The sequence below is a fragment of the Hyphobacterium sp. genome (assembly GCF_965217055.1).
GTDB lineage: Bacteria > Pseudomonadota > Alphaproteobacteria > Caulobacterales > Maricaulaceae > Hyphobacterium.
The window spans coordinates 1,210,410-1,224,646 of sequence record NZ_OZ244227.1 but is presented as its reverse complement, the minus strand read 5'-3'; the positions used below and the strand labels follow the sequence as shown (position 1 = coordinate 1,224,646).

The 14,237-nt window shown below is 62.8% G+C and carries 16 protein-coding genes; 5 read left to right on the top strand and 11 right to left on the bottom strand.

Annotated elements, in window-relative coordinates:
* Positions 1-20 precede the first annotated feature (20 nt).
* Positions 21-980, top strand: a complete 960-nt coding sequence (locus ACOOFN_RS06110; protein ID WP_420434719.1) for a complex I NDUFA9 subunit family protein — start codon at positions 21-23, stop codon at positions 978-980.
* 13 nt (positions 981-993) lie between these two features.
* On the opposite strand, the gene ACOOFN_RS06105 is transcribed toward ACOOFN_RS06110, so the two are convergent.
* The 8 genes from ACOOFN_RS06105 to ACOOFN_RS06070 all read right to left on the bottom strand — a co-directional run bounded on the left by ACOOFN_RS06105 (position 994) and on the right by ACOOFN_RS06070 (position 9,216).
* A complete protein-coding gene (locus ACOOFN_RS06105) occupies positions 994-1,794 on the bottom strand; it encodes an undecaprenyl-diphosphate phosphatase (protein ID WP_420434717.1) in 801 nt (266 codons plus the stop codon).
* Between the two features lie 305 nt (positions 1,795-2,099).
* On the bottom strand, positions 2,100-2,795 hold the full coding sequence (locus ACOOFN_RS06100) for a LolA family protein (protein WP_420434715.1): 696 nt from the start codon (positions 2,793-2,795) through the stop codon (positions 2,100-2,102).
* A 54-nt stretch (positions 2,796-2,849) separates the two neighbouring features.
* Complete coding sequence (locus ACOOFN_RS06095) at positions 2,850-3,710, bottom strand: SMP-30/gluconolactonase/LRE family protein (protein WP_420434713.1); 861 nt, start codon at positions 3,708-3,710, stop codon at positions 2,850-2,852.
* 51 nt (positions 3,711-3,761) lie between these two features.
* The gene (locus ACOOFN_RS06090) at positions 3,762-6,116 is read right to left on the bottom strand and encodes a DNA translocase FtsK 4TM domain-containing protein (protein ID WP_420434711.1); all 2,355 of its coding nucleotides are present in this window, start codon (positions 6,114-6,116) and stop codon (positions 3,762-3,764) included.
* Positions 6,117-6,278: 162 nt separating this feature from the next.
* Positions 6,279-6,782, bottom strand: a complete 504-nt coding sequence (locus ACOOFN_RS06085; RefSeq protein ID WP_420434709.1) for a DUF1772 domain-containing protein — start codon at positions 6,780-6,782, stop codon at positions 6,279-6,281.
* 42 nt (positions 6,783-6,824) lie between these two features.
* Entirely contained in the window at positions 6,825-7,259 is a 435-nt protein-coding gene (locus ACOOFN_RS06080; protein WP_420434707.1) for a DUF4345 family protein, read from the bottom strand.
* Positions 7,256-8,101 carry an NAD(P)H-binding protein gene (locus ACOOFN_RS06075; RefSeq protein ID WP_420434705.1) on the bottom strand — a complete coding sequence of 282 codons (846 nt, stop codon included), beginning with the start codon at positions 8,099-8,101 and terminating at the stop codon, positions 7,256-7,258. The genes ACOOFN_RS06080 and ACOOFN_RS06075 overlap by 4 nt, the downstream gene beginning before the upstream one ends.
* A 107-nt stretch (positions 8,102-8,208) precedes the next feature.
* Positions 8,209-9,216, bottom strand: a complete 1,008-nt coding sequence (locus ACOOFN_RS06070) for an AraC family transcriptional regulator ligand-binding domain-containing protein (protein WP_420434703.1) — start codon at positions 9,214-9,216, stop codon at positions 8,209-8,211.
* A 101-nt stretch (positions 9,217-9,317) separates the two neighbouring features.
* On the opposite strand from ACOOFN_RS06070, the gene ACOOFN_RS06065 reads away from it, so the two are divergent.
* Complete coding sequence (locus tag ACOOFN_RS06065) at positions 9,318-10,583, top strand: UbiH/UbiF/VisC/COQ6 family ubiquinone biosynthesis hydroxylase (protein WP_420434701.1); 1,266 nt, start codon at positions 9,318-9,320, stop codon at positions 10,581-10,583.
* A gap of 7 nt (positions 10,584-10,590) precedes the next feature.
* On the opposite strand, the gene ACOOFN_RS06060 is transcribed toward ACOOFN_RS06065, so the two are convergent.
* Positions 10,591-10,863, bottom strand: coding sequence for a histidine kinase (locus tag ACOOFN_RS06060; RefSeq protein WP_420434699.1), 273 nt, complete (start codon positions 10,861-10,863; stop codon positions 10,591-10,593).
* Between the two features lie 116 nt (positions 10,864-10,979).
* On the opposite strand from ACOOFN_RS06060, the gene ACOOFN_RS06055 reads away from it, so the two are divergent.
* On the top strand, positions 10,980-11,261 hold the full coding sequence (locus ACOOFN_RS06055) for a 4a-hydroxytetrahydrobiopterin dehydratase (RefSeq protein WP_420434697.1): 282 nt from the start codon (positions 10,980-10,982) through the stop codon (positions 11,259-11,261).
* Here ACOOFN_RS06055 and ACOOFN_RS06050 read toward each other — a convergent pair.
* The gene (locus ACOOFN_RS06050; protein WP_420434695.1) at positions 11,258-11,707 is read right to left on the bottom strand and encodes a hypothetical protein; all 450 of its coding nucleotides are present in this window, start codon (positions 11,705-11,707) and stop codon (positions 11,258-11,260) included. The two genes, ACOOFN_RS06055 and ACOOFN_RS06050, sit on opposite strands and share 4 nt — an antisense overlap.
* 102 nt (positions 11,708-11,809) lie before the next feature.
* On the opposite strand from ACOOFN_RS06050, the gene ACOOFN_RS06045 reads away from it, so the two are divergent.
* A complete protein-coding gene (locus tag ACOOFN_RS06045; protein ID WP_420434693.1) occupies positions 11,810-12,595 on the top strand; it encodes a MipA/OmpV family protein in 786 nt (261 codons plus the stop codon).
* Here ACOOFN_RS06045 and ACOOFN_RS06040 read toward each other — a convergent pair.
* Positions 12,592-13,170, bottom strand: a complete 579-nt coding sequence (locus tag ACOOFN_RS06040; RefSeq protein WP_420434691.1) for a TetR/AcrR family transcriptional regulator — start codon at positions 13,168-13,170, stop codon at positions 12,592-12,594. The genes ACOOFN_RS06045 and ACOOFN_RS06040 overlap by 4 nt on opposite strands.
* Positions 13,171-13,274: 104 nt before the next feature.
* Here ACOOFN_RS06040 and ACOOFN_RS06035 point away from each other — a divergent pair, with 104 nt between their 5' ends.
* The gene (locus tag ACOOFN_RS06035; protein ID WP_420434689.1) at positions 13,275-14,204 is read left to right on the top strand and encodes a phytanoyl-CoA dioxygenase family protein; all 930 of its coding nucleotides are present in this window, start codon (positions 13,275-13,277) and stop codon (positions 14,202-14,204) included.
* The last annotated feature ends 33 nt before the right edge of the window (positions 14,205-14,237 follow it).

Sequence of the window (14,237 nt, the reverse complement as noted above, 5' to 3'; positions counted from 1 at the left end):
TGCGCGGGAGACTAGGCCCTATGCTTCGCGACGAGATGATTACGGTATTCGGCGGATCCGGTTTTGTCGGCCGCTACGTGGTTCGCGCCCTCGTGAAAAAGGGTTTCCGCGTGCGGGTCGCGACACGGCGACCGCATATCGCACTCGACCTCAAGGTCACCGGTGTCGTCGGCCAGGTCGATCTGATGCAGGCCAATGTCCGCAATCCGTCCTCGGTCCGGCGCGCCGTCGAAGGCGCCCATGGCGTCGTCAACCTTGTCGGCATCCTCGCCGAGAGCGGCAGCCAGCGCTTTGCCAGCCTGCAGGCCAAGGGCGCCCGGAATATCGCCGAAGCTGCCGCCGCTGCCGGTGCGCGGCGATTTGTTCAGATCTCGGCGATCGGCGCCAACCCCGATTCGGAGTCGCGCTACGCAAAGACCAAGGCCGAGGGCGAGGAAGCCGTGGCGCGGGTCTTTCCGGGGGCGGTCATCCTGCGCCCCTCCATCGTGTTCGGCGCCGAGGACAAATTCTTCAACCGCTTCGCCGACATGGCGCGTTTCGCGCCGGCCCTGCCGTTGCCGGGGGGCGGCAAGATGAAGATCCAGCCGGTATTTGTCGGCGATGTCGCGGACTGCGTCGCCAATGCAATCGACGATCCGTCCGCCGCCGGCATTTACGAGCTCGGCGGGCCGCGCGTCTATACCTATCGCGAACTGATGGAGTTCATCCTCGAGACCATCGATCGGCCGCGACTCCTCGTCCCGGTTCCGATGTTCGCCATGTCGGCGCTCGGATTTGCCGGCGAGATCGCCGGCACGCTGCCCTTCGTCAAACCGTTCCTCACACGCGACCAGGTCATCATGCTGGGCGAGGACAATGTGGTCTCGCCTGACATGCGCGGTGTTGCCGATCTGGGCGTCACGCCGGAAACCATTGAATCGGTCGTGCCGAGCTATCTCTGGCGCTATCGCCGCCACGGCCAATTCCACGAAACGGCGTGACCGGCCGGCCGCGCTAGACCAGCAGCCAGAAGATCATGCCGGCCAGGGCGATCCGGTAGAGCACGAAGGGCAAAAAGCCCACGCGCTCGACAAACCGCATCATCACGGCAATGGCGGCCAAGGCGGAAACAAAGGACAGCGCGGCGACGATCAGCCCGTCACCCAAATTTGCGTTACTGTCCGTCCCGCGGGCAAGGTCGAGCCCGGCAACCAGGCCGAAGGCTGCAATGACCGGGATCGCCATCAGCATTGAAAAGCGCGCGGATTCCTTCCGTGTCATTCCCAGTGCGCGGCCGGCGGTCATGGTGACGCCCGAACGGCTGGCGCCGGGAATCAGCGCAAACACCTGAACCAGACCAATCAGGAAGGCATGCCGAAGACCCAGCGTGTCCGTGGTTTCGACTGTCCGGCCGAACCGGTCAGCGGCCCATAGTGGTACCGCGAAGACGAGAGTCGCAATGCCGATCACCAGAGGCGAGCGGAACAATTCGGTATTGCCGGTCAGATAGAGCGCGCCGGCGGCAATGATGGTCGGCGGCGTCGCCACGCCCACCAGCAGGGCCAACCGCCCGCCCGCCGTCATCCTGCCCGACAGCCAGGCCAGCTTCCCGTGCACGATCTCTGCAATGTCGCGCCAGAAATAGACGAGGACAGCGATGAGACTGCCGACATGCGCCATGACATCGATCAGCGGGCTCTGATCCTCCAGCCCGGCAGCGATCGGGGTCAGGATCAGATGCGCCGAGGACGAGACCGGCAGGAACTCCGTCAGCCCCTGGACGAGGGCGAGCAGCACGAGCTGGAACAGGGGCATTTCGGTCTCCGGTGCAGCCGACAGGGATGAACTGCCTTCAAGGCTATGACCAGAGCATTAAACGCAAAAACGCCCGGCCGCGAGGGGGGGGTGCGGCCGGGCGCTTGCTGTGCGCCGTCAAAACTTGTGCGCATACGCCGGGAGGGGATTCCGGCGTGATTGGGACCACAGATCCGTCAGCGGGGGGACGACGCCAATCCGGCGCCCCAATCAGCCGTTACATTAAAGACACGCCGGTGAAAAAAACGCAAATTAAAAATAAGAAACAGTTTTGCCGTGTGAATTATGCAACAATTCGTGACCGGCTATTGTCGCCGGCTGCGGCGCGTGTCCTCCGCGTCCTCGAGGACGAAAAGTCTCGGACTTAGACGGACATCCGTCTCGACCTCCGAAAGGATCACCCGTGTCGTATAGCCCAGCGAATCACGCACGAACCATTCCTCGAGGGCATAGGTCTCCGGATTGAACACGAAGCGGGCGCGGCCATCCATCTCGTCATTGCGGTCCTCGACATCGACGTACAGCCGGTTGTCCTCCACCATCACGTCGGTCACGCGGGCATCGCTTGCCAGGTCGATGTCCGGCTTCAGGATCAGCCATAACGGCGTCGAACGCAGCGGAACCCGGTCCACGGTTCCCAGCGCCGAATCCTCCATCGCAACCGTCGTTCCATCAGCCACGACCAGCAGCGGCGAGGGATCGTCATAATCGAAACGCAACCGGCCGGGGCGGCGGATCGACAGCGTGCCGCCCGACGCCGAGCCGTCAGGGGCGATCTGGTCGAAGCGGGCGCGATACGTGTCGATCCCGTTCAGCCAGCCATTGACGCCGGCGAGCGCAACATCGGCGTCAAAATCACCCGGCTCGGCCGCACCGACCGTTCCCGCGGCGCTTGCGGCATCGATGGCAGTCTCGCCGGCCTGCACTTGCTCAACAGGGCCGGCGGCAGGCTCTGCTTCCTGCGAGAACAGGGCAAGGGAAAGAAAAAGAGCATTGATCATGGCGCCAACATTGCCCTGCAAAATGCGGCAGCGTCATGGCCAAAGCGCAGCCTGTCAGTGGCTGTAGCGGATCTGCCAGCCGGAAACCTCGCCCGGCGACCAGTGCGGAATGATGACGAAATCGCCGAGGACATAGAAATCATTGATGTAGATCTCCTCCTCCCGGGTGTCGGCGAGCACCGTGAACGTGCCGTCCGGCGACAGGTGATAGACGCGGCCCGGCCATTCACTGGAAAGATAGCCCCCCTGTCCATCGGGCGCGATTGCGTCCGCATCGCCCAGCCCTTCGCCCAGCACCGTGACGCTCTGACCGTCGAGCGTGACGGCTGCAAAGACGCCGTCCATCGTCACCGCCAGCATGCGGTCGCTTTCCATCCACAACCCGTTGATCGCGGACAACGCCGCGTCCTCCGCCCAGACATGTACCATCCCGTCTTCCAGCACATAGATGCGGCTGGTCGCGGAATCCGAAGCATAGATACGCCCGTCAGGTCCGGCGACAGCATCGTTCAGGAATCCGGCTCCGGGCGCCGGCCAGCTCTCGACAATCTCGCCGCTGCGGCGATCAATGCAGACGATGCGGGCGATATCGGTCACGTAAAGACGGTCGCCGTCCAGCGCCAAGCCTTTCGGCGCATCCAGCCCGGTCGCCCATTGCAGCGTCTCGATCTCGCCGCCGCGTGTGATGCGTGAAATGAAACCGTTTCCGTCGGCGGCATCGCCCTCGCCATTGACGTTGGAGACGAAAAGCAGCCCGGTTTCCGGATCCGGCAGAACGCTTTCCGGCGCGGCGAAGCCACCGGTGCGCCAGACCTCTGTCAACTCGACGGTTTCCAGAGGCGCCATGTCGGCCTGCGAACAGGCAAGGCAGAGCGATAAGGCGGCGGGAGCAAGCAGCAGCGCGGATTTCATCATGGGCAGAGTATGCCAGCGCCGGTCCGCGAATTATCATGAATTCTTTGTGAGCTAGGCGACATCCCGCTCGGGCAGGAAGATCTCGCGCTTCCCGGCATGGTCGGCGGGGCCGATCATGCCCTCATCCTCCATCCGCTCGATCAGTGTCGCCGCGCGGTTATAACCGATCTGCAATCGCCGCTGGATATAGCTGGTCGACGCCTTGCGGTCGCGCGCCACGACGGCCACCGCCTGGTCGAACAGATCATCGCCCGATCCGCCGGACGCTTCCTCGAACGGCGAGGGGGCGTCATCGCTCTCCTCGGTGACTTCCTCGAGATATTCCGGCGTGCCCTGCTTCTTGAGATAGGCGGCGACATCTTCGACTTCCTGGTCCGACACGAACGGACCGTGCAGCCGGCGGATGCGCCCGCCACCCGCCATGAACAGGAGATCGCCCATGCCCAGCAATTGTTCGGCGCCCTGCTCGCCGAGGATCGTCCGCGAGTCGATTTTCGACGTGACCTGGTAGGAGATCCGCGTCGGGAAATTGGCCTTGATCGTGCCGGTGATGACGTCGACAGACGGGCGCTGGGTTGCCGTGATCATGTGAATACCGGCCGCGCGCGCCATCTGCGCGAGGCGCTGGACCGCGCCCTCGATCTCCTTGCCGGCGACCATCATCAGATCCGCCATCTCGTCGATCACCAGGACGATGTAGGGCATCTTCACCGCCTCGATCGTCTCGGTCTCGTACATCGGTTCGCCGGTCTCCCGGTCATACCCGACCTGCACGGTGCGTTCGAGCGGCTCGTCACTGGCCAGCGATTCCGCCACGCGCTCATTGAAGCCGGCAATGTTGCGGACGCCGATCTTCGACATCCGCAAGTAACGACTCTCCATTTCGCGCACCGTCCACTTCAGGGCGGCAACAGCTTTCTTCGGATCGGTCACGACCGGCGACAGCAGATGCGGAATGCCGTCATAGACCGACAGCTCCAGCATTTTCGGATCGATCATGATGAGTCGGCAGTCTTCCGGCGGCAGCCGGTACAGGAGCGACAGGATCATGGCGTTGATACCGACCGATTTGCCCGAACCGGTCGTGCCGGCGATCAAAAGGTGCGGCATGCGGGCGAGGTCGGCGACGAAAGGCTCACCGCCAATCGTCTCGCCGAGCGCCAGCGGCAATTCCGCTTTCGCCGTCTCGAACGAACTGGAATTGAACAGGGCGCGCAGGAAAACCGTCTCGCGCCGCGGATTGGGCAATTCGATCCCGATCGCATTCTTGCCCGGCACCACGGCCACGCGGGCGGCCGTTGCGCTCATCGAGCGCGCAATGTCGTCGGCGAGATTGATGACGCGTGATGATTTGACGCCGGCGGCAGGTTCGAATTCGTAGAGCGTGACGACCGGGCCGGGGCGGACCTGGCCGATCTCGCCGCGGACCCCGAAATCCTCCAGCACGCCCTGCAAAAGCTCGGCATTCTGCTGCAGCGAGCGCGCGTCGACCGTATCGGTCCGCGCGCGCGGATGGGAGAGCAGGTCCAGCCGCGGCAGCTTGAAGCCTCGCGATTCGACAAAGGGCAGGGCGCCCTGGGCTTCGCGTGCCTCGCGCCCGGACGCCTTGCGTCTGCGCGTCGGCGCGACCTTGACGGCCGGCGTTTCCGCCTTGCGCCGCCGCGGTCGCGGCTTGACGATTTGGTCCCCGCCGGCACCCCGCGCGTCGCGCTCCGCTGTTCCCTCACGCCATGGGATCCGTCCCATCACGGCATCGGTCCAGACCCGGATGGTCGCCCAGGCAAGGCTCGCCGTGTCGGCAGCAGCGACCACATCCGAGGGGCGCAGGCCAAAGGTGAAGAACACACCAAGCGTCGAGACCAGCAGGCCAAGCGTGGCAGCGATGACCATCGGCCCGGGCACGCCGAGGCTTTCGAGCGGATTGGTCAGCGTGAACAGCAGCCCGTCGCCGATAATCCCGCCCAGCCCCGCCGCAAACGGCCAGCTTTCCGGAATGGGCAGCGCGGCTACGGCCAGCGCGAAACCCAGAATGGCGAAGCCGGCCGCGCTGACCCGCAGGAATTTGAAGGCAAAAGAGCGCGGCTGGATCGGCCGGGTCAGCTTCATCACGCCCCAGCCCGCGAACACCAGCGCAATCCCGCCGGCGGCCCAGCCCAGCACCTGCAACATCAGGTCGGCGAGATTGGCGCCCAGCGCGCCGAAACTGTGAGAGACCGGACTCGCCGCAGCGACATTCCAGCTCGGATCGAGCGGATTGTGATCATAGAGCGAGAAGGCAATGAAACCGCCAGCCAGCAAGAGCAGGCCGCCACTGAACAGCGCTCCGGCACGCGCCATCACGGCCCGTCCGGCCCGGCGCACCCGGCCGGGCACTTCCTCCGACGAAACAGCATCATATCCTGCCATTGCGCCATTCAATCGGGAAAGCGTGAGTCGAGGGTAAACACGGATTAAGATTCTGCGGTGCGCGAAACTGGCGCAATCGCCGGGACATTGCCGCCACGATCCATGGTCTGAAAACGAAGCCGCGGGCGTGGGGGTGGCCGGTATGCGCGGCCACCCCTGGTCTCAAACCTGCCTGCTGGCGATCAGCAGGGCACCCGCAACGAGATAGACGAGCGCTGTCGAAAGGCTGCCCAGCGAGCGGACATGATTCAACCGGGTCCACCGGCGGCCATAGACTTGCCAGTATGCAGCCGCATCGGCGCTCTCATGGTCGAGCGACGCCAGCCGGTTGTTCATCGGCACATTGCCGATCATCGTCATCAGGAAAACCGACGGTATGTAGATCGCCGGCGCCAGAATGAGGGCGAAGCGGGCGGCACCATCGAGATGGTTGGCGCCATATACGGCCACGACAACCGACACGACAGGGATCAGCAGGATGCCGGCCACGAACTGGGTCCGGATGACGGTCTTGTTGATCTCCTGCATCGCCTGGATGCCCGCAGACGGCCTGGCTCGCAGCAGGCCGGCCATGATGAATTCGGAGAAAGCCGAGAAGACGCCGCCGATAACGGCGCTCCAAAGGGCGAGGAAGAAACTGGCATAGAGGAACCATTCATGGGTCATTGTCTTGCATCCTGTTTTGAAAGGGTGTGACGCGGTGCGCGATCAAACGATGGCGCCGCGCAGATCGTCTTCGGCATCGGATCGCGGATTCCGTGACCATCCGGCGAACCGCAGGCCGGCCAGAATGACCGCTGCGGCAAGCTCGATCGCCATTGCGGCGACAAGCGAGTCTGACGGGAGCCCGTGAAGCACCATGCTGATCAATCGTCCCGTGCCGTAGCTGCCATAGACAATGGCTCCGATTGAAAGGGCCGGATCGGCGAGGCGGATCTTGATGGCGCCGGTCAGCATCAGGGTGCTTGTGATCAACAGAATGCCGGCGGGCGCGGCCAGTTCGGACATCAAGCCGGGATCGTTTTCCATGAAGACATGGCTGGTCTCGAGAAAATCCCTGGGGGCCAGAATCAGCGCACTGCCGATCACACCGAGAAGAAATCCGGCTCCGGCGAGCGTGGTTCTTGTAACAATCCGTTTCATTGTGAGCGCTCCCATACACCGCTGGCCGCGACGTCACGGGCATAGTCCGCGAAATCCTTCGGCGGCCGGCCCAGCGCGCGCTGCACGCCATCTGTGAGATGCGCATTGCGGCCATCGAGAACGGTCGAGAACAGGTAATCCAGCATCCAGACGACATCCCTGGGAGCACCGGAATTGGCGACTTCGGCGACAAAGCCGTCATGCGGCACATTCACATAAGCGATCTCGCGTCCGGTGGCCCGGGACAGATCTGCAGCCACATCGGCAATGGTCATCAGGCGGGGCCCGGAGACTTCATAGATCTTGCCGTGATGATGGGCTTCGGTGAACGCCGCGACGACGACATCGGCAATGTCATCCGCGTCGACGAACGGTTCGGCCTGGTCCCCGGCAGGCAGGGTAATGGCGCCATTCAGGACCATGTCGACAAAGGCGCCTTCCGAGAAATTCTGGTTGAACCAGCTGGCGCGGACAATGGTCCATTCAAGACCGGAAGACTGTACGATGCGTTCGCAGGTTTGCGCTTCCGCTTCGCCGCGCCCGGACAGTAGAACCAGTCGCTTGACGCCCCGCTTCCTGGCCAGGTCGACAAAAGCTTGGATCGCATCTGCGGCGCCCGGCATCGCGAGATCCGGCGCATAGGTGATATAGACGGACGTCACGCCCTCCAGGCTGGAATCCCAGCCTTTTTCATTGTGCCAATCGAAGGACGGACTGGCGGATCGGGAGCCCCGCCGGACGGCGTGGCCCCTGGCTTCCAGGCGCTCGGCAACGCGGCGGCCGGTTTTTCCGGTGGCACCGAGCACCAGTGTGAGCTCCTGGGTTTTCTGACGGTCTTGCATTGACTTGCTCCTTTATGGGGTTTGCAAGTCATGGCTTAGGCGTATCCGGCGAGGCGCTCTTTGCCGCGCGCGCCAAAGATTTGACCGATCGCGTCAAAACCGCCCGGCTAGAACCGCCCGGTTTCCAACCGATAGGACCGCGGTGTCTGACCCGCCCATCTCTTGAAGGCGCGGGTAAAGGCGCTCTGCTCTGCAAAGCCCGTCAGAAACGCGATCTCGGCCAGACTATATGTCGTTTCGCGAAGCAATCGCCGGGCAAGATCCTTGCGCGCCATATCAACGACGGTTTGAAACGAAATGCCCTGGTCTGATAGCCGCCTTTGAAGGGTTCGCGACCCGATGCCGAGCTTTGATGCGACACCGGAAAGGGTTGGCACGCCCTCGCTGAGTTCATTTGTGACAACGCGGCGAACCTCGAGCTCCGGCCCGTCCTGCGGCGCGGCCGTTGCGAGTTCTTTTTCCAGATGCCGATCGAAGAAGCCGGCAATGGTTTCGTCCCCGACCCGATTGGGCGCCTCAATATCCTCTTCGCGAAGCTGAAGCGCATCGCGCCCGGTTTCGAAAAATACCGGGCAGCCGAAATGGGTCTCATAGACGCCACTATCGCCCCTTGGCGCATGTTTGAAATAAATGGCGAGAGGATTGAAATCGGCGGTGGAAACTTCCCGGCAGATGGTATCCACGGCAGACAGGCTGGCCTCGTTGGAGAGCAGCATTCCGGGGCGCCCGTCTCCCGCCTTCTCAAGACAGAAGAACGCCCCCTCATCGGTTTCCTCCAGCGCGTAGGTTTCCGCGCTCCCGAGGACGCGGCCATATCGCTCTGAACGCAAGATCGATCCGCGCAGATTGGGCGCCGATTTCCAGGCCAGGCCGAACGCCCCGTATTCTTCCGTACGCATGGAGGCACCGATCCGCAGGGGCAGGACCAGACCATTCGGGTCGCGATCCGCAAGTTCCGCGAAAAAGTCATAATAGTCCGACGATGAAATCAGGTGAGCCGGATCGATCGGTCCGTCCGGATCAAGGCCCAGGCCCTTCAGGAGGTCATGGGTCTCAACCCCGGGACTCGCCTGGCTGATCACCTTGTAGACATAGAGCGACGTAATCTGCGTCATGCCGCCAGCTATAAACGGTCGCTTCCCGAAAGTAAGCAGGCGCCAGGGCTGCGGCAGCGCGCCCCCTTTTCCGCGCCGTACTTCCGGCTAAAGTCCGCGCCATGAAACAGGACTTCGATTGCGACGTGATTGTGCTCGGCGGCGGGTTGGCCGGCCAGACGCTGGCCCTCGCCCTCGACCAGGCGGGTCTTTCCGTGACGCTTGTCGATGCGGCTCCGCTCGACGACATGCTGGCGCCGGAGTTTGACGGCCGTGCCTCTGCGCTCGCCTATACCTCCTTCCGTATGCTGGAATCGATCGGGGCGGCGGACCGGATGCGCGAGCACGTGCAGCGCATCGAGCACATCCTGGTCTGCGACGGCCGGCCGAATGGCGGCGCGCGCCCCGGCGGCCCCGGTCCCAATACATTGCATTTCGACCGCCGCGAAATCCATCCGGACGAGGACGGTGAGCCACTCGGTTACATGGCCGAGAACCGCCATACGCGGCACGCGCTGACCCATTGTCTCAAAGCGTCGGGAACGCTGGATTTGCGCGCGCCGGCAACGGCGCGGCGCTGGGAACGCATTCCCGGCGGCATCCGCCTCGACCTCGAAACCGGCGAAACCATCACCGGCCGCCTGCTTTGCGCCAGCGACGGCAAGTTTTCGCGCGCACGGCGGCAGGCCGGCACCCGCACGGCCGGCTGGGCCTACAACCAGTCGGGCATTGTCATGACGGTCGAACACGAACACCCGCATCAGGGTGTGGCCTACGAATACTTCATGCCGGGCGGCCCTTTCGCCATATTGCCGCTGCCCGGCAACCGTTCATCACTGGTGTGGACGGAGATGTCCGAAATTGCGGCTGCCATACTCGCCCTCGACGAGGCGGGACTGCAGGCCGAGCTGGAAAAACGGTTCGGGGATTTCCTCGGCGCCGTGAAACCGGTCGGTCCCAGATTCGGCTACCCGCTAAGCGTCCGCTTTGCCGAGAATTTCTACGAAGACCGAATTGCCTATGTCGGCGATGCGGCGCGCGGAATTCATCCGCTCGCCGGGCAGGGTTTCAATCTCGGTATCCGCGATGCGGCAGCTCTGGCAGAGGTGCTGGTCGAGGCCAAATCGCTCGGCCTCGAACTCGGCTCGCCGGTGACATTGCAGCGCTACGCGAACTGGCGAAAGCTCGATTCCATGGGGCTGGTGGCCGCCACGGACCTGTTCAACCGTCTGTTTTCAAATGATATTGGCCCGTTGCGCTGGGCACGCGGACTCGGCCTGTCACTGGTCGATAGAATTCCGCCGGCCCGGCAGTTTTTCATGCGCGAAGCCGGTGGTGAAACAGGCGATCTGCCAAAATTGCTGAAAGGCGAAAGTCTCGCCGCCTGACGTGTTGTCAGACCACGCCGATGCGCGGCGCACCGCCATGTTCGACCTCGGACGGACCGAATGCGCGGTCGAGGATATTGGTTGAATCCTGTGCCAGCTCGATCGTCGCGGTCAGGTGTTCGAGCACTTTCATGTTGTTGGCCAGCACTTTCAGCGCCTCGGGCCGGTGATCGTCAGCGATCTTGGTGCAGCGAAGCAGCACGTCGGAGCGCAGCTCCAACAGGATATCCTCTAGTCTGCGTCCGCCTGGATTGGCTTCTGATTGCAGAAAACGGGTCATCACAGCCTCCTTTCCATCCACTTGAACGCACAGCAAAGCAGAAACGCGTTAATTTTCGGCTGACAACGCCTGCTCCGCAGCGATAGACCGGTCGGGTACAGCAATGGGAGCGAGTGATGGCGGAAAAGATCGGGGCTGCGAAAGCGGTAGCGGAATTACAGGGCTGGTCAGTGGTCGACGGCCGCGACGCCATCCGCAAGGAGTTTCATTTTTCCGATTTCAACGAGGCTTTCGGCTTCATGTCGCGGGTCGCTTTGCGTGCTGACCAGATGGACCACCATCCCGAATGGTTCAACGTCTACAACAGGGTCAACGTATTGCTGTCGACCCACGATGCCGACGGCGTGACCACGCTCGACCTCGAACTGGGCCGTTTCATGGATACGATCGCACCCTAGTTTTCGTGAATGATGATCATGCCGAGCAGTACCTCGGCACCGTCCTGGCCGAGCGCCTCATCGGTCGCCTGCTGCAGGATGACGGCGATCCGGTCGGCGTCCGGAACTTCGCCATAGCTGTAATTCGCGCCGGCATACATCGCCAGCGCCGAGACATAGCGGTCGCGCAAGCGGGGCATCAGGCTTACTGCGCGCCGACGCAGCCGGTTGTCTGGAATGTCGAGTCCCGCTTCGATGTGCAATATCCCCCGCAGCCGGAAGTCGGAGTGGACCGTTGCTGTAAGCGGATCGAGCGGAACGAAGTCTTCCGACGATGTCAGAATGCGGTGTCGCCGGCCGCCGCTTTCCTCGGCATTTCCGCCCTCACCACCGCCACCACCACCCAGCGCGGTTGCGGGGACGGTCAGCAGGACGCTGGCGAGAAGGGCGAAGAGCAGGGTTTTCATTCCCTTCTCAATAAGCATTCGGGGTAAAAGAAGCGTTCGCTGCAAATCCATTGTTTGTTAGGTTTCGTAAGTAAAGCATCGATACCTCTTCAGGAGATCACCATGCTTCGCCTCGCCGCTCTGCTTGCTGTTTTCGCCGCATCCTCCGCCATCGCCCAGGAAGACGGCGACGCGCCGAATTTCGTGGCCGCCGGAGTCGCCGCCATCCCGGAATCTCCCGGCGCCGACAGCCATCGCTTCATTCCGTTTGCGGCCGGCCGGGTGCGTCTCGACAGAGTCGTCCTTCAAGTCGAGGGGCCCGGCATTTCAGCGGGCTTCATCGACCAGAACGGCATCGAGGCCGGCGCTTATATTCGCTATTATGGTGGCCGCGATGACGATACCGGCGACGTCATCGTCGACCGGCTTCCGGAAGCGGACAGCGCCATCGTGACCGGTGGCTTTGTACGCTATCTCGCCGCCGAAGGTCTGCTCAACGCGTATGATCGCGTCTATTTCAGCGGTCGCCTGGGCATGGATGTCACCCGCGAATACAGCGGCGTCTTCTGGTCCGGCTCGGCGGCCTATGCGACGCCGCTTTCGCGTACCACGCTGTTTATCGCGAACCTGTCGGTTTCCGGGTCGCCGGACGATTACGCCGATGCGCTGTTCTCGGTGACCGCGAACGGGTCGGCGGCTTCCGGCCTGCCGGTCTATACCGCGCAGAGCGGTATCCAGGACATCGGCCTGACGCTGTTCCTCGACCAGCAGGTGACAGATGACTGGTCGCTCACGGGTATATTCGGCGCCAGCCGCCTGCAGGGCGATTACGCCGATAGCCCGATCGTCACGATCCGCGGCGATGACATGCAGTATTTCGCAGGGCTGGGTATCGGCCGGCGGTTCTAGCTGCTGTTCAATCCCACGGCCGCGGCGATGAAGTCCCACATCCGGTTTGACAACCAGGCCGGGTCCGGATGCGGCGTCTGACGCATCGTCTGACTGAACACTTCACGGACCGCGCCGATTATGGCGGCACCGGCAATCTGGGGGTCGACCGCATCGGGCAGAAATCCCCGCTTCTGCCCGTCCTCGACATTGAGGGTGGCGAGCTGCACAAGCTCCGCATGGCCCTCCTGTTCGGCCGCAGCGACAGCAACGCTGCGGCTCATCTGGCCATAAATGACGGGCGCCAGAGGATCGGTATAGAGAAAGCCGATAATGGCTTCCAGACGCGCGCGTTCACGCTCGGGCCAGGGCGTGTCACCGGGATAGCGCGCATTGGCGACCGCGTAATAGTCACGGAAAAACCGTTCCACGACGGCCGCCAGAAGCCCCGCCTTGGACTTGAAGTAGTGATACGCCAAGCCTTCTGAAACGCCGGCCCGCCTGGCGACATCGCTCATTTCGAAATCGCCATCGCCGGCGATCAGGCAATCGCAGGCGGCGCTGAGAATCGGTTCAGTGGCTCGGCGTCTTGGCATGGGCCTATTGACGGCTGCACTTGCTCTGTGTCAATAATTTAATTGAGCTCAACTCAATTTAATGGAATGCGAGCTGCAACGCGTATGAAGTGCAAGGCGGAACAATGGAAAGCGAAACCGGCGAAAAGCACGTGGCTGCACTTAAGGGCCCGCAAGGCCTGTCCGGCACCAGGAGCGACTCCACTCGTGGCGACATGTCGGTCTGGCTTGGTGATCGGAGTTTTGCCGACTGCAAGGCGGCATTCGATATGGACGGATATCTGATCATCCCGAACGTGCTGCCGCCGGCCAAGCTCACGGAAATCCGTAGCGTACTGCGCCCCTACATCGATGGTGGTCACACCGGTCGCAACGACTTCGAGGGCATGCGCACCAATCGTGTTTACGCCCTACTTGCGAAGTCGCCGGTGTTTGCCGAGCTCGTCGAGCATGAGCTGGCGCTCGCCTTCGCCGAAGCAGATCTCGGCCTCTCCATGCTGCTCTCGGCTTGTCTCGCCATCAATCTCCATCCCGATGAGAGCGTGCAGCCCTGGCACACGGATGATGCCCACATCGAGCTGCCCTTTCCGCACCTCGGCATGGGCGTCAGCACCTTCTGGGCCATTGATGAGACAACCGAGGAAAACGGTGCGACGGAAATCCTGCCGGGCAGTCACCTTTGGGGCCCTGATCGGATCCCGAGACAGGTCTCAGAAGCGGATTTCATCAATCGCGACATCCGGGATCCAGATGATGATCCCGGCTTTCGCGCCGACGCGATCAAGGCGGTCATGCCGGCGGGATCGCTGATGATCGCCAAGGGCGGTGTCTGGCATCGTGGCGGCGCCAACCGGTCCGGCAAGCCGCGCCTAATCATCACGCCCCAATACTGTGCCGGGTGGGCGCGGCCGCTGGAGAACATGATGGCGGCCGTACCGCGCGAAACCGCGAAGGCTCTGTCGCCGCGCGTTCAATCGCTGCTGGGATTCTCGATCCACGCGCCCTTCATGGGCTATGTCGACGGCATGCATCCGGGACGCTTGCTGGCGGGATGATCATAAGAAAAAACCCCGTGCCGGCCGGCACGG